This is a genomic window from Limnovirga soli, assembly GCF_013106755.1.
Lineage (GTDB): Bacteria > Bacteroidota > Bacteroidia > Chitinophagales > Chitinophagaceae > Limnovirga > Limnovirga soli.
Window position 1 is genome coordinate 402,810 of the sequence record NZ_WHPF01000004.1, and the last position, 21,251, is coordinate 424,060.

The following is a 21,251-nucleotide window of genomic DNA, read 5'->3' on the forward strand; positions in this document are numbered from 1 at the left end:
AAGTCTCCATATTTTTCAGTAGCTTGGCCCATCATTTTTTTAGTCTATTTATTCTACCATGAAAAAAATATTGCTTTTATTACTGTTGCCTGTAAGTCTGCCTGCACTGGCACAACAACTTACTGATTTTGTTAATCCTTTTATTGGTACGGCTGCGCATGGCCATACTTATCCTGGTGCTACCATGCCCTTTGGTATGGTGCAATTGAGTCCGGATAATGGCACACAGGAATGGGATTGGTGTAGCGGGTATCATTATAGCGATTCGGTTATTCAGGGCTTTAGTCATACCCATTTAAGCGGCACCGGCATTGGCGATTTGTGCGATATTTCGGTATTGCCCATGGTAAATAAACAGCCTATTGCAGGTAAAATTTTAAGTCCTTTTAGCCATACTACCGAGCAGGCAAAACCGGGCTATTATAGTGTGGTTTTGGAGGATAGTAAAATAAAAGCAGAATTAACGGCATCCGATTATTGTGGCTTTCACCGCTATACATTTCCTGAGGCCAGTAATGCCATCATCAGGTTCGATTTGGGTTTTGCCATTAACTGGGATGCACCCAATGAATGTTTTTTTAAACGTATAAATGACAGCACATTTGTGGGTTACCGGTACAGCACCGGCTGGGCCAAAGACCAACGCGTTTATTTTGCTGTACGTACCAGTAAACCCGTAAAAACCGTAGCCAGTTTTGAGGGTGCCAACCGCACGGCCCGCGACTCAGTAAAAAACAAAACCGTAGTAGCCTGTTTATTATTTGATACAAAAGCAAATGAAGCCATAGAAATGAAGGTGGCCCTCAGCTTTGCCAATATACAAGGCGCTATGGAAGCCTTGCAAAAAACAGGCAATATGTATTTTGATGAGGCCCGCAAAGCCGCCAATGCAGCCTGGGAAAAAGAGCTGGCCAAAGTAAAAATTAAAACCAGTGATGCTGCAGCCCGTACCATTTTTTATACAGCTTTATACCATAGTTTTTTGGCCCCTAATCAGTTTAACGATGTGTTGGGTAATTACAAAGGGGTAAAAGGTGCTTTGTTACATAGCAATACACCGGTGTATAGTGTAAGTTCCTTATGGGATGTGTTTAGGGCAGAGAATCCTTTGTTTACTTTATTGCAGCCGCAAAGGGTAACAGATATGGTAAACAGCTATCTTGCTTTTTACGATCAAAGTGGTTTATTGCCGGTGTGGGATTTACATTTTAACGAAACCAATACCATGACCGGTTATCATGCCATACCCATTATTGCTGATGCATTGCTAAAAGGGTTCAAAGGCATTGATTCTATAAAAGCTTTTGAAGCCATGAAAAAAAGTGCCATGCAAAATATACGCGGCACTAATTTTTACCGGCAATATGGCTATGTACCCCAGGATAAATATGGCAGCAGTGTTACCGTTACACTGGAATATGCTTATGACGACTGGTGTATTGCCCAAGTGGCAAAACGACTTAAAAAAGATGAGGATTACAGCTATTTTATGCAACGTGCCGGCAGCTGGCGCAACTTATTTGATAGTACCCTTGGTTTTGCCCGTGGTAAAAACAGCGATGGTAAATGGGTAGAGCCATTTGACCCTTATTACTCAGAATACGATGGCGATAAATCTATGTATACAGAAGGCAATGCCTGGCAGCATAGCTGGTTTGTACCACAGGATGTGTACGGGCTTATCAACCGCTTTGGTAGCAATCAAACCTTTATACAAAAGCTGGATGAACTGTTTAGTGTTAGCACCAAATTAACCGGTGATCATGTTCCGGTAGACATTAGCGGATTAGTTGGCCAGTATGCCCATGGTAACGAGCCCAGTCACCATATTGCTTACCTGTATAATTATGCAGGTATGCCATCAAAAACGGCCGAGCGGGTAAACTATATCAACCGCAACCTGTACACCGCGCAACCCGATGGACTTTGCGGCAACGAAGATTGCGGACAAATGAGTGCCTGGTATGTGTGGAGTGCATTGGGTTTTTATCCGGTAAATACCGCCAGCGGTCAATATGTAATTGGCACCCCCATGATGAGTGAAGCCACCATTCAATTGCCTAATAACAAACTGTTTAAGGTGAGTGCCAAAAATGTATCTGCCACCAATATTTATATACAATCTGCCATGCTAAATGGCAAGCCTTATACAAAATCATTTATCAATCATCAGGATATTTTAAAAGGTGGCAGTCTGGTATTTGTAATGGGCAATCAGCCCTCAAAAACATGGGGCATTAAACCGGCAGATTATCCGGGTAAATAGGGGAGGATTACTATTGTTTTTTTGTGCGTTTTTTTGTAACCGGCAGCAGATATTATATTTGGCTTTACTTGCCACGCTCGGTTTAGGGTTCCTCCTTTGTAGCAGCAAATAAATACAAAAACTATACAGGTATTTAATTGTTTACAGCAATATGCAGCACAGGGCTTATTTTGTATGCCTGTGTTAAAAAGCAAAACCAGGGTTGATGAATAGTACATTAGCCAAAACATTTACTCATCCATATTTTTTAAGCGATTCATGCATAAAATATTCCTGTTCATTTGTATTGTTTGCTTTACTCAACAGGCTTTTGCCCAAATAAAACCCATTAATACACAGGTGTTGGTAGTGGGTGGTACTACGGGCGGTACTGCTGCCGGTATTCAATCAGCCCGCAGTGGGGCTGCCACCATTATAGTGGAACAAACCCATATGCTGGGTGGTATGTTAACTGCGGCAGCCGTAAGTTGCACCGATGGTAATGATGGTTTAAAATCTGGTATATGGCAAGAATTCAGGGAGGCATTGTACCTGCATTATGGTACTCGTAATTTGGCCAGTGGCTGGGTAAGCAATACTTGCTTTGAGCCACATGTTGGCGATAGCATTTTTAAATCATGGGCAGCACAAGAGAAAAACCTGCAGGTAATATATGGCTGGTATTTTAATAAAGCCATTGTGGCAAATAATAAAATAACAGGTGCCCAATTTATAAATGCCAAAGGGGAAAAATTAACCGTCCGCGCCACCATAGTAATCGATGCCACCGATCTGGGCGATGTATTTGCCTCCGCTGGAGCCGCCTTTGATTTGGGTATGGAAGACAGCGCTTACTCCGGTGAATCCGAAGCAAGGGTAAAGAACGATATCATACAGGATTTAACCTGGGCTGCTGTATTAAAGGATTATGGTCCGGGTGCCAACAAAACTATTCCTGTACCGCAGGTATACGATCCTACCCAATATTATTGCAGTACCAAAGATGCGCCCTGTAATGCCAAGGCTTATCCATTGGGTACACAACAGGTATTAAACTATGGCAAACTAACCACCACCGATACTATGCATGCCAAATACATGCTAAACTGGCCGGTACATGGGAATGATTATTACCTGAATGTAGTAGCCATGAAACCCATTAAACGCGAAGCTGAATACCTGAAAGCCCGTAACCAAACCTTGGGTTTTATCTATTTTTTGCAAACACAACTGGGCTTTAAAAATATAGGGTTGGCAGAGGATGAAGTAAATAATGGCATTGCATTGATGCCTTATCACCGCGAAGGCCGCCGGGTAAAGGGTGTGGTAAGGTTAACCATTAACCACATTAAAACACCATTTAATTATGACTTGTATAAAACCGGTATTGCAGTAGGCGATTATCCGGTAGATCATCACCATGGCAAATACAATGGCATAGTTCCGGATATTGTTTTCCCCCAGGTGCCCTCATTTAATATTCCCTTGGGTGCATTAATACCCCAAACACTGGATGGTTTAATTGTTTGCGATAAGGGTATTTCTGTTTCCAATATTGCCAATGGCACCACCCGTTTACAGCCAGTAGTTTTATTAACCGGTCAGGCAGCAGGAATTATGGCGGCAGAGTGTATACAGCAAAAAATACAGCCACGCAATATTGAAGTAAGAAAGATACAGCAGGCATTGTTAGATTTGAATTGTTATATAATGCCCTATTGCGATGTAGACCCTACCGACCCCGCATGGGAAGCCATACAAAAAACCGGCGCCATGGGTTTATTAAAAGGTGTTGGTAAAAGTATTGATTGGGAAAATAAAACCTATTTCTATCCAGATAGTGCTGTTGTAGGTGAGGAGTTTAGTATTGGGCTTCATTCCAATTTTGATAGTGTTGTTTTCGATAAAAACCTATTTAATAAACAACTTACCATTGACGATGCAAAAGATATCTTGTTAGATAATAGCCATTTGTTGTTTAATAAAATAGAATCTTCGCGTCCTGCACCAAAACCTTCCTTATTCTTTGATGCCCGGTTTTGGTATGAAAAACTACACCTATCTAATTTTGACCTAAATCGTACTATTTCAAGAAAAGAACTTGCTGTTTTTCTAAATTATTATCAAGATTATTTTAAGACATACCCTTTGTCTTTAAAAGGAGAGATGATGACGAAGTAGTATAGAGTTGACATCCTCCTACAAATTCATTTTATTATCTTGCGCCTCTTTTACCAGTATAATTAATTTTTCATGACGCTTTCCTACCAACAGCTTTATACGTTTACGCATGCTGTTTTTACTGCCATAGGTTGTTCCAATGAACATGCTACTACCGCCACCAAGGCCTTGCTTAGTGCAGATATACGCGGTATCGACAGCCATGGCGTTGCCCGCTTAAGTGGTTATGTACGCCTGTGGGAAGCCAAACGTATTAATGCCAATCCGGATATTCGCGTGGTATACGAAACCCCCTCTACTGCTGTAGTAGATGGCGATAGTGGCCTGGGTTTGGTAATTGCGCCTTATGCCATGCAGGTGGCCATTGATAAAGCTGCCCAATGCGGCACCGGTTGGGTAAGTGTACGTAATACAAACCATTTTGGCATTGCAGGTTATCATGCTATGATGGCGTTGAATCACGATATGATTGGTATGGCTATGACCAATGCCAGCGCCCTTGTAGCGCCTACTTTTAGTATAGAACGTATGCTGGGTACCAACCCTATTGCAGTGGCCATACCTGCAAACAAGCAGCCGCCCTTCGTGGCCGATTTTGCAACAACCACTGCTGCCAATGGCAAGCTGGAAATATTACAAAGAAAAAATGCCGATACCCCCGAAGGCTGGGTACAGGATGCCGAAGGCAATACCTCAACAGACGCCAATATTCTTAAAAAAGCGGGTGCATTATTACCACTTGGCAGCGATCGGGAGCATGGCAGCCATAAAGGTTATGCGTTGGGTAGTATTGTAGATATTTTTTCTGCTGTATTAAGTGGGGCCAGTTATGGTCCATGGGCGCCTCCTTTTCCGGCCTATGTGCCAATGCCGCAAAATATGCCTGGCAAAGGTTTGGGGCATTTTTTTGGAGCCATGCGGGTAGACGCTTTTCGCCCGGCCAACGAATTTAAAATGCATATGGATAACTGGATACAACGTTTTCGTTCTGCAACGCCAGCTCCCGGTCACGAACGCGTATTAATTCCCGGCGATCCTGAACGTGAAATGGAAGCCATTCGTATGCAGGAGGGGATTCCCCTGGTAGATAGTGTTGTAAGCGATTTGCAACAGGTGGCAGAAAAACTGGCTGTAATTTGGCCTAAGGATTAATATTTTTTGGCCCGGCAATAGCAACACTATTGAGCTTTACTTGCGTCGCACTCTTCAGGGTCCTGGTTTTATGGCGGCAAAAAAATGCAAAAAAAATGGTGTATTACTTTAACTGGTAACTAATGCCAAAACGTAACAACCTTGCATAAGCTTCATTAATCCCGCCAATATATCCATCCATATAATTACCAAAGCCATGCGAGTAGGCAATATAGATACCTGCTTTATGATAGCTAAATGTACCTTGTATGCGTGGCCTTATATCTGTGGTGATTGTTTTTCTGTCTGTATTGGTAGTAAAAATAGTACCATCTGTGGCGGTGGCACTGCCATTTTCTTTGGCACTAAGGCAATAAGCAAGATCCACACCACCGGTTATATCCAAATGAATTTTTTGCATATTAATTCTATACCCGGCAAATGGAAATATATTAATGAATTTGTAATCAATATTTGTATGTCCATCCTTGGTAGTACCAGGTGTATACCCCGAAATGCCATTGATTAAAACACGGCTGCTTTGTTTTTCATATCCTGCATCTATGCCAGCAATAAAGTGCTTAAAATAAATATGTTGTACACGGCCTGAAAGTCCGTATCCAAACCCGCTTTTAGCGCCATAGGGGTTATTGGTATACGCAATATTAAGATCGCTGCTGTAATTAATAAAAGAAGTATTTACGGCTGATATTCCGCTAAAAGAAAACAGCCCTGCATTTGCATTGATATACCAGTTGGTTTTTTGAGCAGAAGCATTAAAAACAAGCAATAAACAACAGTAACCAAGCAGTGCTTTTTTCATAAAGTGTATTTTTAAATCTATACCTGTTTTGCTGACAATAATTTTACTGTTACCGTTGCATAAATATAAAACTACTACCCTAATTTGTCACCAGTATTTTGCATTGCTGCCATACAGGCGAACGTACAAGAGTGCGACGCAAGTAATGTTGCTGCTTGGGTAATGCCCGGCCAAAAAAATGTATAGGCTTTGCAATTGCAAAATGCCATGTTTGCGTAGACTGATACAGAATTAACAGGATTGTTTTAGATTTAATTTTCAATTAATTAAGCTATATGGAACAATCAATGCAACATCAGGTGGCTATAATTACAGGAGCCGCATCCGGACTGGGTTTCGCTATTGCAAAGCAATTATCTGCCTTAGGGGTACAACTGGCTTTACTGGATATAAATACCAGTGCGCTGCAGGAAAATATAGCAGCTTTTGGTACAACGCCTGCCATTTTTGAAGTAGATATTACCAATGAAGTTGCAGTTAAGCAAACGATTGATATGATAGCAGCACAGTTTGGTAAAATTGATATTTTGGTAAATAGTGCCGGAATTACAGGCATAACCAATACAAAAAGCGATGCTACTTCCACAGAAAATATACGTGCGGTTTTTGATGTGAATTTTATGGGTTCTTATTTTACATCCAAGTATGTAATACCGGTGATGCTGCCCAAAAAATATGGGCGTATTTTACATATTGGCTCCATTGCAGGCAAAGAGGGTAATGCCGGTATGCTGGCCTATTCTGCATCAAAAGCGGCAGTTATTGCCATGGCCAAAGTGCAGGGTAAGGAATATGCGGAAACAGGCATTACTGTTAATGCAATTGCCCCCGCAGTAATTCGTACTGCCATGCATGATACCATGCCTGTAGAACAACTGAATTATATGACTGATAAAATTCCCATGAAACGCTGTGGTACTTTGCAGGAACTGGCCAATATGGTATGTTTTATTGTATCGCCACAAAATAGTTTTACCACTGGTTTTACGTTTGATTTATCTGGCGGCAGGGCCACATATTAATAATTGCAATAAACCTATTTGTATGAAAGATACTATTGATGCAAAAGATGTAATGGCAGGCGTTGTTGGACTTGGATTAATGGGTTGCAGTATTACTACCTGTCTGCTGATGGCCGGGCATACCGTTATAGCGGTGGCGCCTGTTGCAGCTGATTTGTTGCATGCAGCAAAACGCATAACAGATCACCTAACCCGGTCGAAGGAAGAAGGTTTGATTGATCAAAACCCCGAATTTTATTTTAGCCGGTTAACTATTACAGAAGATTATTCTTTATTACAGCCTTGCGGACTGGTAATAGAATGTACACTGGAAAGTATAGACATTAAGAAAGTAGTATATGGTAAAATTGAAGCCGTAATAAGTGCTGATGCAATATTAACCAGTAATACTTCAGCAATACCCATTAGTATTTTACAGTTGGAAACAACATACCCGGAACGTTTTTTTGGTTTGCATTGGGCCGAACCTTCGCACACAACACGTTTTCTTGAAATTATTTGTGGCGATAAAAGTGATGTGGCTAGAGGAGAATATTTGTATACCTTATCGCATAACTGGGGCAAGGAGCCCACATTGGTGCGTAAAGATATCAGGGGATTTATTACCAACCGCATTATGTATGCCATGTATAGAGAAGCCATTAGTATGGTTGAAAACGGATATGCTACAGTAGAAGATGTAGACCGTGCCTGCCGTAATAATGCCGGGTATTGGATGACGCTGGTAGGCGTTTTTCGCTGGATGGATTTAACGGGAGTGCCAGCTTATCATACAGTGATGAAAGATCTTTTTCCCACCCTAACCAATAATACAGAAGTGCCTGCACTGATTGATGATATTGTAAAAGCAGGTGGTAAAGGTGTGGCCAATGCCCATGGATTTTACAAGTATACTCCCGAGGAGGCTAAGTTATGGGAAGAAACTTTTACTGAGTTTAGTTATGAAATTCGCCGGCTGGCTTTAAAATACCCTGCAGATATTGTTCAGCAAAAACTACAGGCCATGGCCGATAAAAAAGAACCTCCTGCTACAAATGGGTAATGCCAACTTTCGATGGTGTATATTGTTGTGTGAAAATGTAAAGCGTATTGCCGTATCTTTTAATTGTGTGGTAAAAATTGTATCTGCTAAAAACAAAATATAATAATGTTTGCCTTTGTGTAAAATCATGGGTTTTGTATTGTATAGGTGGGTTTGCATTGTTCGCTGGTATGCCAACAGCATTTGCTCAAAATACCTGTCTTGACCTTGGCATAAAAGGGCAAACCCCACGTACGGCCATACCTGTATGCGGCGCCAGTGTATTTATACAGGATTCTGTGCCCGACTGTGTAAACTCCCAGGTACCCGCTGTACTATGTTCAAGGGATGGTACGTCGGTGTATACTGATACCAATCCATTTTATTATTCATTTACCTGTTATACTGCCGGCTCATTGGGATTTACCATCGAACCTAAAAACGGTGCGGATGATTATAACTGGCAGTTGTTTGATATTACCGGTCATTCTTCCGGAGCTATATTTACGGATGTTAATTTGTTTTTGGCAGGTAATTGGTCAGGTTCACCCGGCACTACCGGTGCTTCAGCTGCAGGTACCAATGTGATGGAGTGTTTGTCAACATCAACCGCCAATATTTCTACGTTCAGTGCAATGCCAGCATTAAAAGTAAATCACAATTACCTGCTGATGGTAAGTCATCATATCAATGGGTTACGTAACGGATATAAAATATCTTTTAATGGGGGTACGGCCAGTATTACCAACCCTGTTCCGCCCACACTGTTGGCAGCATCCGTTAATTGCGATGCAACCGTTATTCGTCTGCAATTAAACAAACCTGTTAGCTGCGAAAGCATAGAATCTGGTGGTACAGATTTTTCTGTGAACGGTGTTCAGGTTATTGCAGCAAGTGGTATAAATTGCAGTACTGAATTTGCTACAGATCAGATAGATATAACACTGGCCAATGCGCTGCCTGCGGGTACTTACACCTTGCAGATAGAAAAGGGCGCCGATAACAATACCCTGGTAGATATTTGTGGCAACCCCATTGCCCTGCATGCCAATATTGCACTTACTGTTACAGATGCTTCTCTCAACCCTAAAATAGATAGTATTGCGCCAATAGCATGTGCACCACAACAATTGTACGTGCTAAGTAAGCAAAACCTCCAATGCAATACCATTGCAGCCAATGGAAGTAATTTTCTTATTACAGGCCCCCAAACTGTGCAGGTGGTAGCAGCATCGGTTAATTGCAATAATAATTTGTCGGCTGGTGTAACCCTGCAATTATCTGCACCTATTGTTAAAGCGGGTAATTATACCATTCAGGTAGTAAATGCCTCAGATGGCAACCCAATAGTAAACGAGTGTGGTATTGCAATCTATAATTCACTTGATTTTATTGTTAAAGACACGGTGAATGCCTTATTTAGTTTTCAGGTGCAGCAGGGGTGCCGTGCAGATACCGTTCAGTTTACAGCCAATATAGGCAATGGTATTTACAGCTGGCATTGGTTGTTTGATGACACCCAATCATCAACCCTACAAAACCCACAGTTACTGTATACAGTTTTTGGAGATAAAAAGGCACAATTAATTGTAAGTAATGGTTTTTGCAGCGATACAACTGAAGTAGATTTTTATCTTGATCACGATTCTTTAAGGGCAGCATTTACAAAGCCCGATTTTTATTGCCCCAACGATATTGCCTATTTTACCGATGCCAGTATTGGACAAATCAATCAATGGTATTGGCAATTTGGTAATGGCAATTCCAGCTTTTTACAAATTCCCCCTCCGCAGGTATATACAGCTGCGACTACTGAAAGATTGTACCCCGTGCAGCTGGTAATTACCTCCGATAAATTATGCAGCGATACCGTTTTGCAATATATAAAAGTGGTAAATAGCTGCTACATAGCCGTGCCTACTGCTTTTACCCCTAACCAGGATGGGTTAAACGATTTTCTTTATCCACTCAATGCCTATCAATCTGCCAACCTGCGCTTTTCTGTGTACAATAAATTTGGAAAGCAAGTATTTACCACTACAGACTGGACAAAAAAATGGGATGGTACTTTTAATGGAACAGCGCAACCTCCCGGCGTTTATGTGTGGCAATTACAATATACCAGCACCGTATCAGGCAAAACAATTACCCAACACGGCACAACGGTTTTAATACGATAAATTTTTAGTAGCCAGGCCAAATACCAATAGGCAGCTTTACTTGCGTCGCACACTTGTACTGCATCAACCAGTTGCAGCAATTACCTGCTTAGCAACCAGCTTTTAAAGGTGTTAAAAGAAGCATCCATTACTACACTTATTTTTTCCTTACCAATTAAATGTTGCACACTTTCAGGGAAAGGTATTTTGGTATTGGTGGCTTCTTCAACTGTTTCAGGAAACTTAACAGGATGGGCTGTTTCCAGAAAAATGCCTTTACCACCGTCATGTGTTTTCATGTATTGCTCCAATGCATAGTAGGCTACTGCACCATGGGGGTCTAACATATAATGCTCTTCTTCAAATACTTTTTTTATGGTTTGGGCAGTAATTTCATCACTGATGCTATAGCTGCTTAATACTTTTTGTAAATCGGGTAATTGCTGTTTAAACAATTCCATTATGCGCACAAAATTGCTGGGGTTACCCACATCCATTGCATTGGAAATAGTGGCTATGGCTGGCTTTGCTTCATAATTACCTGTTTGCAAAAATTGGGGTACTGTATCATTTGTATTGCAGGCAGCCACAAAATGATGAACGGGTAAACCAGATAAATGTGCAACAAGGCCGGCACAAATATTTCCAAAATTACCACTGGGTACACAAATTACCGGTGCCTGTTGGTGCTGCCACTGCTGGTATGCAAAGAAATAATAGAGTTGCTGTGGTAGCCAACGTGCCACATTAATAGAATTGGCTGAGGTTAGGGATAGTTTTGCATTCAAATCAGCATCCATAAATGCCTGCTTTACTATGGCCTGGCAATCATCAAAATTTCCCTGTACTTCAATGGCAGTAATGTTTTGGCCGCAGGTAGTTAATTGTAATTCCTGTATCGGACTTACTTTGCCGGAAGGGTAGAGGATAATAACTTCCACGCCATCAACACCCAAAAAACCATTGGCCACTGCACCGCCTGTATCGCCGCTGGTTGCCACCAATACAGTGGTATGGTGATAGGCATGCCTGTTAAAATAACCCAGGCAGCGGCTCATAAAACGGGCACCTACATCTTTAAATGCCAGGGTAGGCCCATGAAATAATTCTAAAGCATATATATCGCTGGTAACTTTTACCAGTGGAAAATTAAACTGTATGGTTTCGCTTACAATGGTTTGCAATACATCATCAGGAATACAATCGCCAACATAGGGTTTCATAACCATAAAACCCAGCTCTTCCCGGCTATATTGGTGCAGGTTGCTGATTACTTCTTTGGGTAACACCGGAATGCTTTCGGGGAAATATAAGCCTTTGTCTGGCGCCTGCCCACGAACGGCGGCTTCTGCAAAATTTACATTTGGGGCTTTATGATAAAGGCTATAATACACCATTGTTGTTGAGTTATTATTGTTTGTATTGTTTGCTGCCTGCAGTTATGCAGTACAAGTGTGCGACGCAAGTAAAGCTGCTGTAAAAACTACAGCTTGGTACACCCTTATAAAGGCACCACTTTTGCGCCCTCAGAATTTATGGTGGTTAAATGCGTATGATATGCAATACCAATGCGGGTAAATACGGCAGCCATTTCTTTTTCTACCGCTGCTGCAGTTGCCGCATCTTTACTTAGCATAAAAATAGAAGGTCCACTACCGCTGATACCGCCACCCAATGCACCGGCTTCTTTGCAACGTTTTTTTACTTCATCAAAACCCGGTATAAGAATACTGCGCACCGGCTCTATAATCACATCTTCCAATGATCGCCCAATCAGGTCATAATCGCCCTGTAACAATCCGGCTACCAGTCCGGCAATATTGCCCCATTGTTTAATGGCATCTTTAAGCAACACCTTTTGCCTGAGAATTTGCCTGGCATCAGCAGTGCGTACTTCAATTTGCGGATGCACCACCGTTACATGTAATAAGGGCGCCTGCAGACTTACAATATCCAAAGGATAAATGGAACGGATAAGTGTAACGCCGCCATAAATGCAGGGCGCAATATTATCAGCATGTTTTACACCACTGGCCACCTTTTCGCCAAACATGGCAAACCGTACCAAATCGGCCTTGCTAAAGCGGTTGCCCAATAAATGATTGGCTGCCACCACCACACCTGCTGCACTGGCTGCACTGGAACCAATACCGCTGCCCGGCTTAATGGTTTTCTCGCTAATAAGCGTAAAGCCCTGTACGTCGGGGGTTTCTTCCAGCAAGGCTATTAACGCGGCGCCGGATACATTGTCTTCGGCCTTGGTAGGCAGGTTAAAATCATCTGCATTAATAATGGTAACCCCCGGCCCGTTGCTGATGCTGAGGGTAATAATATCGTTTGGCTCGTTTAAGGCAAAGCCAAGAATATCAAAACCACATACCACATTGGCAACAGTTGCGGGTGATAACACTTTACAGGTGCTGCCCACTATTGGTGCAATATGCTGATTGTTTAAGTTGGTCATTTTTGTAGTTTTTTGTACTGGTTATACCCTGGCCACCCTGATTATGTCAGCAAAAACACCGCTGGCGGTAACATCGGCACCGGCGCCGGCACCTTTTACTACCAAGGGTTGTTCGGGATAACGTTGTGTATAGAAAAGTACAATATTGTCTTTGCCATACAGGTGATAAAAATCAGAATGGGCAGGTATATGTTGCAGGCCAACAGTGGCTTTACCGTTTTCGTAGCTGGCCACAAATTTTAGTTTACAATTATTGGCGGCAGCTTCCAGATAAATGGCTTTAAAATGGGCTTCCTGTTTTTCCATTTCGGCATAAAAATCTGCTACGGTGCCTTCAAAACAGCTGGCAGGTAAAAAGCCATTATTGGTAATATCATCCATCTCAATTTTCTCACCGGCTTCACGGGCAAGTATCATTATTTTGCGCATCACATCGGTGCCACCGAGGTCTAAACGTGGGTCTGGTTCTGTATAGCCCTCATCTTGTGCCTGTTTTACTACCGATGCAAATGAAGTGGTACCATTGTAATTATTAAATACAAAGTTTAATGTGCCCGATAGCACAGCCTGTATTTTATTAATTTGGTCGCCGCTTCTTCTTAAATCATTCAGTGATCCAATAATGGGCAAACCGGCACCCACATTGGTTTCAAATAAATAAAGCGCATTAAATTCCTTGGCCAGCGATTTTAGTTTGCTGTAATTGGCATAGGCAGATGAAGCTGCAATTTTATTACAAGCTACTACCGAAACACTTTTTTCCAGTAAGCGGCTGTAAATGCCTGCCACCGCTTCGTTGGCAGTAATATCAACAAAAACTGAATTGCGTAAATTTTTTGCAATAATGGTATCGGCAAATGCATCCAGGTGCATGTCGGGTGCCTGCTGTAAATTTATTTGCCAGTTATTAAGATCAATATCGTTGCCATTATCGGCAAACAACATTTTACGGCTATTGGCAATGCCGGTAACCCGAACCTGCAGATTTAAATGTTCCAGCAAAAATTGCTGTTGTTGTTTTAGCTGGCTAATTAATTTACTACCCACATTTCCCAGACCAACCACAAAAATATTTACCTGTTTATATACTTCTTCAAAAAAGGCTTCGTGTAAAACGTTTACCCCTTTTTTTACATCGGCTGAAGCAATTACTGCGGATATATTGCGCTCCGATGAACCTTGTGCAATGGCCCTGATATTAATACCATTGCGGCCAAGTGAGCCAAACATCCTGCCGCTAATGCCGGGATGGCTTTTCATTTTATCGCCCACCAGGGCAATAATGGCAAGGTCTTCTTCCAGTTTTAAAGGTTCCACCTTGCCTGAGCTTATTTCAATTTCAAAAGTGGTATCCACCGCAATTTTTGCTTTGGCAGCATCTGCACTATTTACTGCTACACAAATTGAATGTTCGGAGGAGCTTTGGGTAATAAGAATAACATTTATTTTTTCACCGGCCAGCGATTCAAATAAGCGTTTTGAAAAACCAGGTATACCTACCATGCCACCGCCTTCCAAACTAAGTAAGGCAATAGAATTTATGCTGGAAATACCGGTAATCATTTCACCATCATGTACTCCGTTTTCTTCAATTACGGTACCGGCTTCATCCGGAGCAAAAGTGTTTTTTACCCAGGTTGGGATATTTTTCTGCATTACCGGTTGTATGGTAGGCGGGTAAATTACTTTGGCGCCAAAATGCGATAGCTCCATCGCTTCGCGGTAAGAAATTTGTTTGATGGTTCTGGCATTGCTAACCCAGCGTGGGTCAGCTGTCATCATGCCGGTTACATCTGTCCATATTTCCAATGAGCTGGCATTGATGGCCGATGCAAATATGGCGGCAGTATAATCCGATCCGCCACGGCCCAAAGTGGTGGTATTGCCTTGTTCATCGCTGGCAATAAATCCCGGCGCCAGAAACAATTTTTTATCCGATTGGTTGATGCGTGACTGTATGAATGCATTGGTGGCAGGAAAATTTACAGCCGCAAAACCATGGTTGCTATTGGTTTTTATTACCTGGCGACTGTCTACCCATTCATGTGCCGCCTGCTGCGACAATAAATAGGCGCTGATGATTTTTGAAGACAATAATTCTCCAAAACCTATAATACGATCCCGGGTGCGTAGCGACAATTCCTTTAAATAAAATACGCTGCTGCAAATTTCATCGAGCTCGTTAAACTGTTGCTTAATCATGCTAAGGCAACTGCTTTGGTGGGTAACCGGAAGCAGGGCCCTTGCGGCGTCCAGGTGTTTTAATTCCAGTTGTTCCAGTACTTCTTTATAGCCGTCGTTGGTTTGCTCGGCCAGCGTGCCGGCTTTAATCAATAAATCTGTAACGCCGCCTAAAGCAGATACCACCACTATTTGTGGTTCGGCCGATCTTAATATAATAGAAACAGTTTGCTGAATATTTTGTGCGTTAGCTACTGATGTGCCGCCAAATTTTAAAACCTTCATACTATGCGCTTAAGTAAATAAAATGTAAAAATAACTTTTGTCTTTGTAATCAGCTATAAAGCCCCAATGGTAATATCATGCAGTACAACCCTAACGGGTTGTGGTAAATGTGGTAGTGGTAGCAGTAGCTGCTACATGGTAAGAAGTGGTATAAGTAATAAAAATTTCCATTGTGCCGGCGAAGTTAATTGTGCTGATGTAGATAACAATCGTTAGCTTTTAAAAAAATAATTTCCCCTTTCCTGCCGGCTTTAAATAGGAGTTATTAACCCGGCTATTTGACCACTATGCAGCATCCTTGCGTCGCACTCTTGTACGGTTGGATAGTTTATTGGGCTTTAAGTGTGGGGAATGTGGGCCGGAAAGATCTAGAAGTAAGAAAACATATTTTTCCTCCATTCCGGTGATAGGCAAATGCATAGATAAAAGCGCATCACCATATTTATCTATATCACCAACACAATACCACTCTTCAAAGCTTTTTCGTATTTGCGTTTATCAAATTTATATAGATAGGGCGAACGGTGGGCGCCAATACTTTTGCGCTCGTTTAATTTTTTTATCAACCCCAGCGAGAGTAGTTTCTTGGCAAAATTGCGTCTGTCCAAAGCCTTGCCAAGAATGGTTTCGTATAAATCGTGTATTTCGGGTAAGGTAAATTTTTCTGATAATAAATTATAGCCAATAGGCTGGTGATAAATATGCAGCCTTAGGGTTTTTAGTGCTTCTTCAATCATATCGCGGTGGTCGAAAATTAGCTCGGGCAAACGATCTATTTCCTGCCATTCGCATTGCTCTGATAAAAAATCGGGTTGGGGGTCTACTTTCGAAAATTCGGTAACGGCATAGTAGCAAATGGACACGGTACGTTTTAGCAGCCAATGCTCCATGTCTAAAGGGGTATTGGTAATGGAAGATAGGTGTTCAACATCTTCGGGTGAACGTTCTGACCGGGTGGGTTCTCCAAAAGTGTGAAACTGCTGCAGAAAAATATCGTCCAGCCCGGTTCTCTCCTTTAAAATACGGGAAGCAGCTGTTCTAAGGTTTTCTTCATTTTTTATAAATCCACCGGGTAAAGACCATCTGTTTCTGTTTTTCCATTTTAGCAGCAATACTTTTAATTGCTGCTCATGGTAACCAAAAATTACGCAATCAATTGATAAGTGGGGCAGGTAAATGCTATGTCCATTCTCCATCAGCTCAATCGTATCCTTTTCTTCGTTCATGCTTTAAAATTAGCGTTTTGAGGTTCAATATAAAATAAATAAGCCAGAAATATAATTAGTGGATTGTCATGCTTTTTTGTAGCAGGTATTCATATAATTATAAAACTCAATATGGATGCCAATGCTATGCAAAAATTATAGCTGCATATAGTGCAGGTGTACAAGAGTGCGACGCAAGTACAGCTGCCAATATTGCTATTGCCCGGCTCATAATTATTAAAATATGTGTGCCCGTTTTTTCATTGCGTAAAAATTACGGAATAATAAGTACATTTATGCACTAAAAAAACACTGATATGAAATACTGCCTTGCAATTGTTGTAGCATGGATGTTGTTACAACCAGCCTATGCCCAGGCACCGCAACTGGGAAAAAATACCATTAAAGAAGTTATTGCCGCCATGACACTGGAAGAAAAAGCCAAGCTGCTGGTGGGTAATGGTTTTAGTTTGCCCGGTATGAAACCGCCTGGTGGTCCGGTAGTTGGTGAAACCCAGGATAAAGTACCAGGTGCTGCTGGAACTACTTTTGCTATTCCAAGATTGGGTATTCCTTCTATTGTGGTAGCGGATGGTCCGGCAGGTGTACGCATAGATTCGGTACGTAAAACTGAGCCTGGTAAAACATTTTATGCCACCGCCTGGCCGGTGGGCACTTTGCTGGCATCAACCTGGGATACTGCCCTGGTTAGAAAAGTAGGAGTAGCTTTTGGTAATGAAGTACGTGAATATGGCATTGATATATTGTTAGCCCCTGCATTAAATATTCACCGCAACCCATTGGGTGGCAGAAATTTTGAATACTATAGTGAAGATCCTGTGATCTCGGGAAATATTGCAGCTGCCATGGTAAATGGTGTTGAAAGCAATGGGGTAGGTACTTCTATAAAACACTATGCGGCCAATAACCAGGAAACCAACCGCAATACCGTAAATACCATTGTTAGCGAAAGGGCTTTGCGTGAAATTTATTTGAAAGGCTTTGAGATAGCCGTAAAAAAATCGCAGCCATGGACGGTAATGAGTTCTTATAATTATATCAATGGCGCATACGCTTCTGAAAGCTATGATTTACTGTCAACCATATTAAGAAAAGAGTGGGGTTTTAAAGGTTTTGTAATGACAGACTGGTTTGGCGGTAAAGATGCTGCAGCACAAATAAAAGCAGGTAATAATTTGTTGATGCCGGGAACTGCTCAGCAGTCACAAGCCATTATAGATGCGGTAAAAACTGGTGCATTGGATGTAAAAGTGCTGGATGAAAATGTAGCGGGTATTTTACAGGTTATTGTACAAACCCCCACATTTAAAGGCTATAAATTTTCTAATAATCCAGACCTGAAAAAAGATGCCGGTATTTCAAGAATGGCGGCCGCAGAGGGGATGGTATTGTTAAAGAATAACGATAAAGCTTTGCCATTAAAAAATGTACATAATGTGGCTGTATTTGGTAATACCTCTTATGATATTATTGCCGGTGGTACAGGAAGCGGGGATGTAAATAAGGCCTACATCGTATCCTTTGTAAAAGGCTTAACCAATAGTGGTTATAACCCAGATGCCGATCTGGCAAATACCTATACGGAATACCTGCGTACCGAGAGAATCAAACATCCAAAAAAAGGATTTTTCCAGGAGTTTATGAACCCAACGCCGCCTATTGTCGAAATGTTGGTAGCAAACGATGTAATTGCCCAAAAAGCAGCGCAGGATGATATTGCCATTATTACTATTGGCCGTAATGCCGGTGAAGGCAGAGACCGTAAATTAGAAAACGATTTTAATTTAAGCGATACTGAGCAACTGATGATTAAAAATGTTACTGCTGCCTTTCATGCCCAAAACAAAAAAGTAATTGTGGTTTTAAATATTGGCGGCGTAATTGAAACAGCCAGCTGGAGTGCAGAGCCCGATGCTATTTTACTTGCATGGCAGCCTGGTATGGAAGGCGGTAATGCTATAACAGATGTATTAAGCGGTAAAGTAAATCCATCCGGTAAACTGGCTACTACTTTTCCTGTTGCCTATAATAATGTACCATCTGCTAACAACTTCCCCGGTAAAGAGTTCCCTGAAAAAGCTACCACCGGTATGATGGGTATGAAAGCCATTCCAGCCGAAGTAACTTACGGGGAAGGTGTTTATGTAGGCTACCGCTACTATAATACCTTTCATGTGCAACCGGCATATGAATTTGGTTACGGCTTATCCTACACATCATTTAATTATGGTAAACTGGCATTAAGCAGTAATACTTTTAATGGTAAAATTACTGCAACTGTAATCGTTACCAATACAGGTACTGTTGCGGGTAAAGAAGTGGTACAGTTATATATTAGTGCACCTGCTAAAAAATTAGATAAACCTGCCGAGGAATTAAAAGGTTTTGCAAAAACCAATCTATTGCAACCGGGTAAATCGCAAACCATCAGCTTTACCATTAATGTCGAAGACCTTGTTTCATTTGATACCCAAAGCACATCCTGGATTGCTGAAGCAGGTAACTATACCGTAAAAATTTGTGCTTCCTCAAAAAATATAAAAACAACGGCTGCCTTTTCTTTGGCAAAAGAGTTAGTAACTGAGAAGGATAATAAAGTATTGGCACCAGCCGCAGCCATTAGTGAACTTAAGCCTTAATTGGCAGGCATATTATGAGCCAGGCATTGCCGCTGCCATGAAGCATTCTTGCGTCGCACACTGCAGGGCCTGGCTCTTTATTCAGCATTAAATACAGGTTACGGATGCTCATTTATTTATGAATTGATTTTTGCCATAACTTGTTTGCTGTTTAGTTAAAACCGATTGCCAGATTATTGCACACCCGTTTCTTTTTTCAATTTCAGTAACAAGAAATAATTACAAATAAATAATTGCCGCTATGAGAATAATTTTTTTCCTTCTTTTATGTATTGGTCTTTCTGTTGCCATAAGTTCGTTTACAACAAATAAAATAGATATTGTAAAAACAAATGCAGGGTTAATTGCAGGTACTGTAAATAATACCGGCGATGTGCACATATATAAGGGCATACCTTTTGCCGCACCACCTGTAGGCAATTTGCGCTGGAAAGCCCCACAGCCGGTTGCACCTTGGACAGGCGTAAAGCAATGCACTACATTTGGCGCCAGTGCGATGCAAAGCAGCCCTGCTCCATTTGGACCATGGACAGAAGAATACCTTATTCCCAAAGAACCTATCAGCGAAGATTGTTTATACCTGAACGTTTGGACAAAAGCACAATCAACCAAGGAAAAGCTGCCTGTAATTGTATGGATTTATGGTGGTGGCTTTAACAGCGGTGGCAGTGGATGCGCCGTTTATGATGGCGAAGCCATGGCCAAAAAAGGGATTGTTTTTGTAAGCATCAATTACAGGGTAGGTGTTTTTGGTTTTTTTGCGCATCCGGAATTAACAAAAGAATCAGCCAATGGAGCCTCAGGTAATTATGGTTTAATGGATCAGATTGCGGCATTACAATGGGTACAGCAAAATATTGCCCAATTTGGTGGCGATGCTGATAATGTTACCATTGCTGGCCAATCTGCAGGCTCAATGAGTGTAAATTGTTTGGTAGCTTCTCCATTGGCAAAGGGTTTATTTACAAAAGCTATTGCTGAAAGTGGTGCCAGTTTTGTTCCTGGTCCGTTTAGAAGTAGTACATCGCTTAAACAAGCAGAAGCAGTGGGTGAAAAAATAGCCCAAACATTTAAAGCCAATTCAATAGCAGCATTAAGAAATATAACTGCTGCAGATTTATTAACCAATGCACAAGGCAGCGGCCCAATTGTAGATGGTTATGTTTTGCCGGCAACTATCGCAGCTATTTTTGCTGCTAACAAAGAAAATAAAGTAGCCCTGCTAACCGGATGGAATGAAGATGAAGGATTAATATTTGGCCCATTAAAAAATGCGGAAGAATTTAAACAACAAGCTACTGCCGACTATGGAACCGAGGCAAACACTTTTCTGCAATTTTACCCTGCCACTACTGATGCAGAAGCGGCTGCAACCCAAATAAAAGTATCGAGAGATATGATTTTTGGTGTACAAAATTATACCTGGGCCAATGTACAGAGTAATAAGAATAATGCACCTGTATATGTGTACCGGTTTACCCGCAAATTACCTGCTACCGGAGAGTATATAAAGTATGGTGCCTTTCACACAGGCGAAGTAGCTTATGCATATGATAATCTGAAATATGTGCACCGGGCATGGCTGCCTGTTGATGAGCAACTGGCTACAATAATGAGTAGCTACTGGGCCAATTTTGCTGCCACCGGAAACCCAAATGGTAAAGGCCTGCCTGAGTGGAAAGCTTTTGATACCAAAACTAATGAAGTGATGATCTTGGGTGAAAAATGCGCATCTGCCGCTTTGCCCGATAAAGCTGCATTGGACTTTATGTATCATCATTTAAAAGGCAAATAAGGGCTGCTGAAATGGCATTTTGTTGCGCAAAGTGCCTGGCCCTGAAGAGTGCGACGCAAGTAAAGCCAGCTGCTTTTAC

Annotated in this window: 13 protein-coding genes; 8 read left to right on the forward strand and 5 right to left on the reverse strand. The window is 41.6% G+C overall.

What is annotated here, in order from left to right; translation table 11 throughout:
• Positions 1-58: 58 nt before the first annotated feature.
• The 3 genes from GD597_RS07175 to GD597_RS07185 all read left to right on the forward strand — a co-directional run bounded on the left by GD597_RS07175 (position 59) and on the right by GD597_RS07185 (position 5,578).
• Positions 59-2,266, forward strand: a complete 2,208-nt coding sequence (locus GD597_RS07175; protein ID WP_171607146.1) for a GH92 family glycosyl hydrolase — start codon at positions 59-61, stop codon at positions 2,264-2,266.
• 258 nt (positions 2,267-2,524) lie between these two features.
• The gene (locus GD597_RS07180) at positions 2,525-4,426 is read left to right on the forward strand and encodes an FAD-dependent oxidoreductase (RefSeq protein ID WP_171607147.1); all 1,902 of its coding nucleotides are present in this window, start codon (positions 2,525-2,527) and stop codon (positions 4,424-4,426) included.
• A gap of 72 nt (positions 4,427-4,498) precedes the next feature.
• The gene (locus GD597_RS07185; protein WP_171607148.1) at positions 4,499-5,578 is read left to right on the forward strand and encodes an Ldh family oxidoreductase; all 1,080 of its coding nucleotides are present in this window, start codon (positions 4,499-4,501) and stop codon (positions 5,576-5,578) included.
• A 103-nt stretch (positions 5,579-5,681) separates the two neighbouring features.
• Here GD597_RS07185 and GD597_RS07190 read toward each other — a convergent pair whose 3' ends face one another.
• The gene (locus tag GD597_RS07190; RefSeq protein WP_171607149.1) at positions 5,682-6,380 is read right to left on the reverse strand and encodes a hypothetical protein; all 699 of its coding nucleotides are present in this window, start codon (positions 6,378-6,380) and stop codon (positions 5,682-5,684) included.
• A 275-nt stretch (positions 6,381-6,655) separates the two neighbouring features.
• Between GD597_RS07190 and GD597_RS07195 the strand changes: the two genes are divergently transcribed.
• The 3 genes from GD597_RS07195 to GD597_RS07205 all read left to right on the forward strand — a co-directional run bounded on the left by GD597_RS07195 (position 6,656) and on the right by GD597_RS07205 (position 10,603).
• Positions 6,656-7,402 (forward strand): SDR family NAD(P)-dependent oxidoreductase, encoded by a 747-nt coding sequence (locus GD597_RS07195; protein WP_171607150.1) that lies wholly within the window; start codon positions 6,656-6,658, stop codon positions 7,400-7,402.
• Between the two features lie 22 nt (positions 7,403-7,424).
• Complete coding sequence (locus GD597_RS07200; RefSeq protein ID WP_171607151.1) at positions 7,425-8,444, forward strand: 3-hydroxyacyl-CoA dehydrogenase family protein; 1,020 nt, start codon at positions 7,425-7,427, stop codon at positions 8,442-8,444.
• Between the two features lie 170 nt (positions 8,445-8,614).
• Positions 8,615-10,603 (forward strand): T9SS type B sorting domain-containing protein, encoded by a 1,989-nt coding sequence (locus tag GD597_RS07205; protein ID WP_171607152.1) that lies wholly within the window; start codon positions 8,615-8,617, stop codon positions 10,601-10,603.
• An 80-nt stretch (positions 10,604-10,683) separates the two neighbouring features.
• Here GD597_RS07205 and thrC read toward each other — a convergent pair whose 3' ends face one another.
• The 4 genes from thrC to GD597_RS07225 all read right to left on the reverse strand — a co-directional run bounded on the left by thrC (position 10,684) and on the right by GD597_RS07225 (position 16,738).
• The gene (gene thrC / locus GD597_RS07210; RefSeq protein WP_171607153.1) at positions 10,684-11,979 is read right to left on the reverse strand and encodes a threonine synthase; all 1,296 of its coding nucleotides are present in this window, start codon (positions 11,977-11,979) and stop codon (positions 10,684-10,686) included.
• A 104-nt stretch (positions 11,980-12,083) separates the two neighbouring features.
• A complete protein-coding gene (locus GD597_RS07215) occupies positions 12,084-13,046 on the reverse strand; it encodes a homoserine kinase (RefSeq protein WP_171607154.1) in 963 nt (320 codons plus the stop codon).
• Positions 13,047-13,067: 21 nt separating this feature from the next.
• Positions 13,068-15,512: a bifunctional aspartate kinase/homoserine dehydrogenase I gene (thrA, locus tag GD597_RS07220; RefSeq protein WP_171607155.1), complete on the reverse strand. Its 2,445-nt coding sequence runs from the start codon at positions 15,510-15,512 to the stop codon at positions 13,068-13,070.
• A gap of 446 nt (positions 15,513-15,958) precedes the next feature.
• Complete coding sequence (locus GD597_RS07225; protein WP_171607156.1) at positions 15,959-16,738, reverse strand: NUDIX hydrolase; 780 nt, start codon at positions 16,736-16,738, stop codon at positions 15,959-15,961.
• 296 nt (positions 16,739-17,034) lie between these two features.
• Here GD597_RS07225 and GD597_RS07230 point away from each other — a divergent pair, with 296 nt between their 5' ends.
• Positions 17,035-19,377 carry a glycoside hydrolase family 3 C-terminal domain-containing protein gene (locus GD597_RS07230; protein WP_171607157.1) on the forward strand — a complete coding sequence of 781 codons (2,343 nt, stop codon included), beginning with the start codon at positions 17,035-17,037 and terminating at the stop codon, positions 19,375-19,377.
• Between the two features lie 241 nt (positions 19,378-19,618).
• The gene (locus GD597_RS07235) at positions 19,619-21,172 is read left to right on the forward strand and encodes a carboxylesterase/lipase family protein (protein ID WP_171607158.1); all 1,554 of its coding nucleotides are present in this window, start codon (positions 19,619-19,621) and stop codon (positions 21,170-21,172) included.
• Positions 21,173-21,251: the final 79 nt, after the last annotated feature.

Excerpts from the sequence above, each read along its gene's own strand:
- GD597_RS07235 (WP_171607158.1), top strand. The coding sequence starts at position 19,619 with ATGAGAATAATTTTTTTCCTTCTTTTATGTATTGGTCTTTCTGTTGCC.
- GD597_RS07200 (WP_171607151.1), top strand. The coding sequence starts at position 7,425 with ATGAAAGATACTATTGATGCAAAAGATGTAATGGCAGGCGTTGTTGGA.
- thrA (WP_171607155.1), bottom strand. The coding sequence starts at position 15,512 with ATGAAGGTTTTAAAATTTGGCGGCACATCAGTAGCTAACGCACAAAAT.
- thrC (WP_171607153.1), bottom strand. The coding sequence starts at position 11,979 with ATGGTGTATTATAGCCTTTATCATAAAGCCCCAAATGTAAATTTTGCA.
- GD597_RS07175 (WP_171607146.1), top strand. The coding sequence starts at position 59 with ATGAAAAAAATATTGCTTTTATTACTGTTGCCTGTAAGTCTGCCTGCA.
- GD597_RS07225 (WP_171607156.1), bottom strand. The coding sequence starts at position 16,738 with ATGAACGAAGAAAAGGATACGATTGAGCTGATGGAGAATGGACATAGC.
- GD597_RS07215 (WP_171607154.1), bottom strand. The coding sequence starts at position 13,046 with ATGACCAACTTAAACAATCAGCATATTGCACCAATAGTGGGCAGCACC.
- GD597_RS07180 (WP_171607147.1), top strand. The coding sequence starts at position 2,525 with ATGCATAAAATATTCCTGTTCATTTGTATTGTTTGCTTTACTCAACAG.
- GD597_RS07195 (WP_171607150.1), top strand. The coding sequence starts at position 6,656 with ATGGAACAATCAATGCAACATCAGGTGGCTATAATTACAGGAGCCGCA.
- GD597_RS07185 (WP_171607148.1), top strand. The coding sequence starts at position 4,499 with ATGACGCTTTCCTACCAACAGCTTTATACGTTTACGCATGCTGTTTTT.
- GD597_RS07205 (WP_171607152.1), top strand. The coding sequence starts at position 8,615 with ATGCCAACAGCATTTGCTCAAAATACCTGTCTTGACCTTGGCATAAAA.
- GD597_RS07230 (WP_171607157.1), top strand. The coding sequence starts at position 17,035 with ATGAAATACTGCCTTGCAATTGTTGTAGCATGGATGTTGTTACAACCA.
- GD597_RS07190 (WP_171607149.1), bottom strand. The coding sequence starts at position 6,380 with ATGAAAAAAGCACTGCTTGGTTACTGTTGTTTATTGCTTGTTTTTAAT.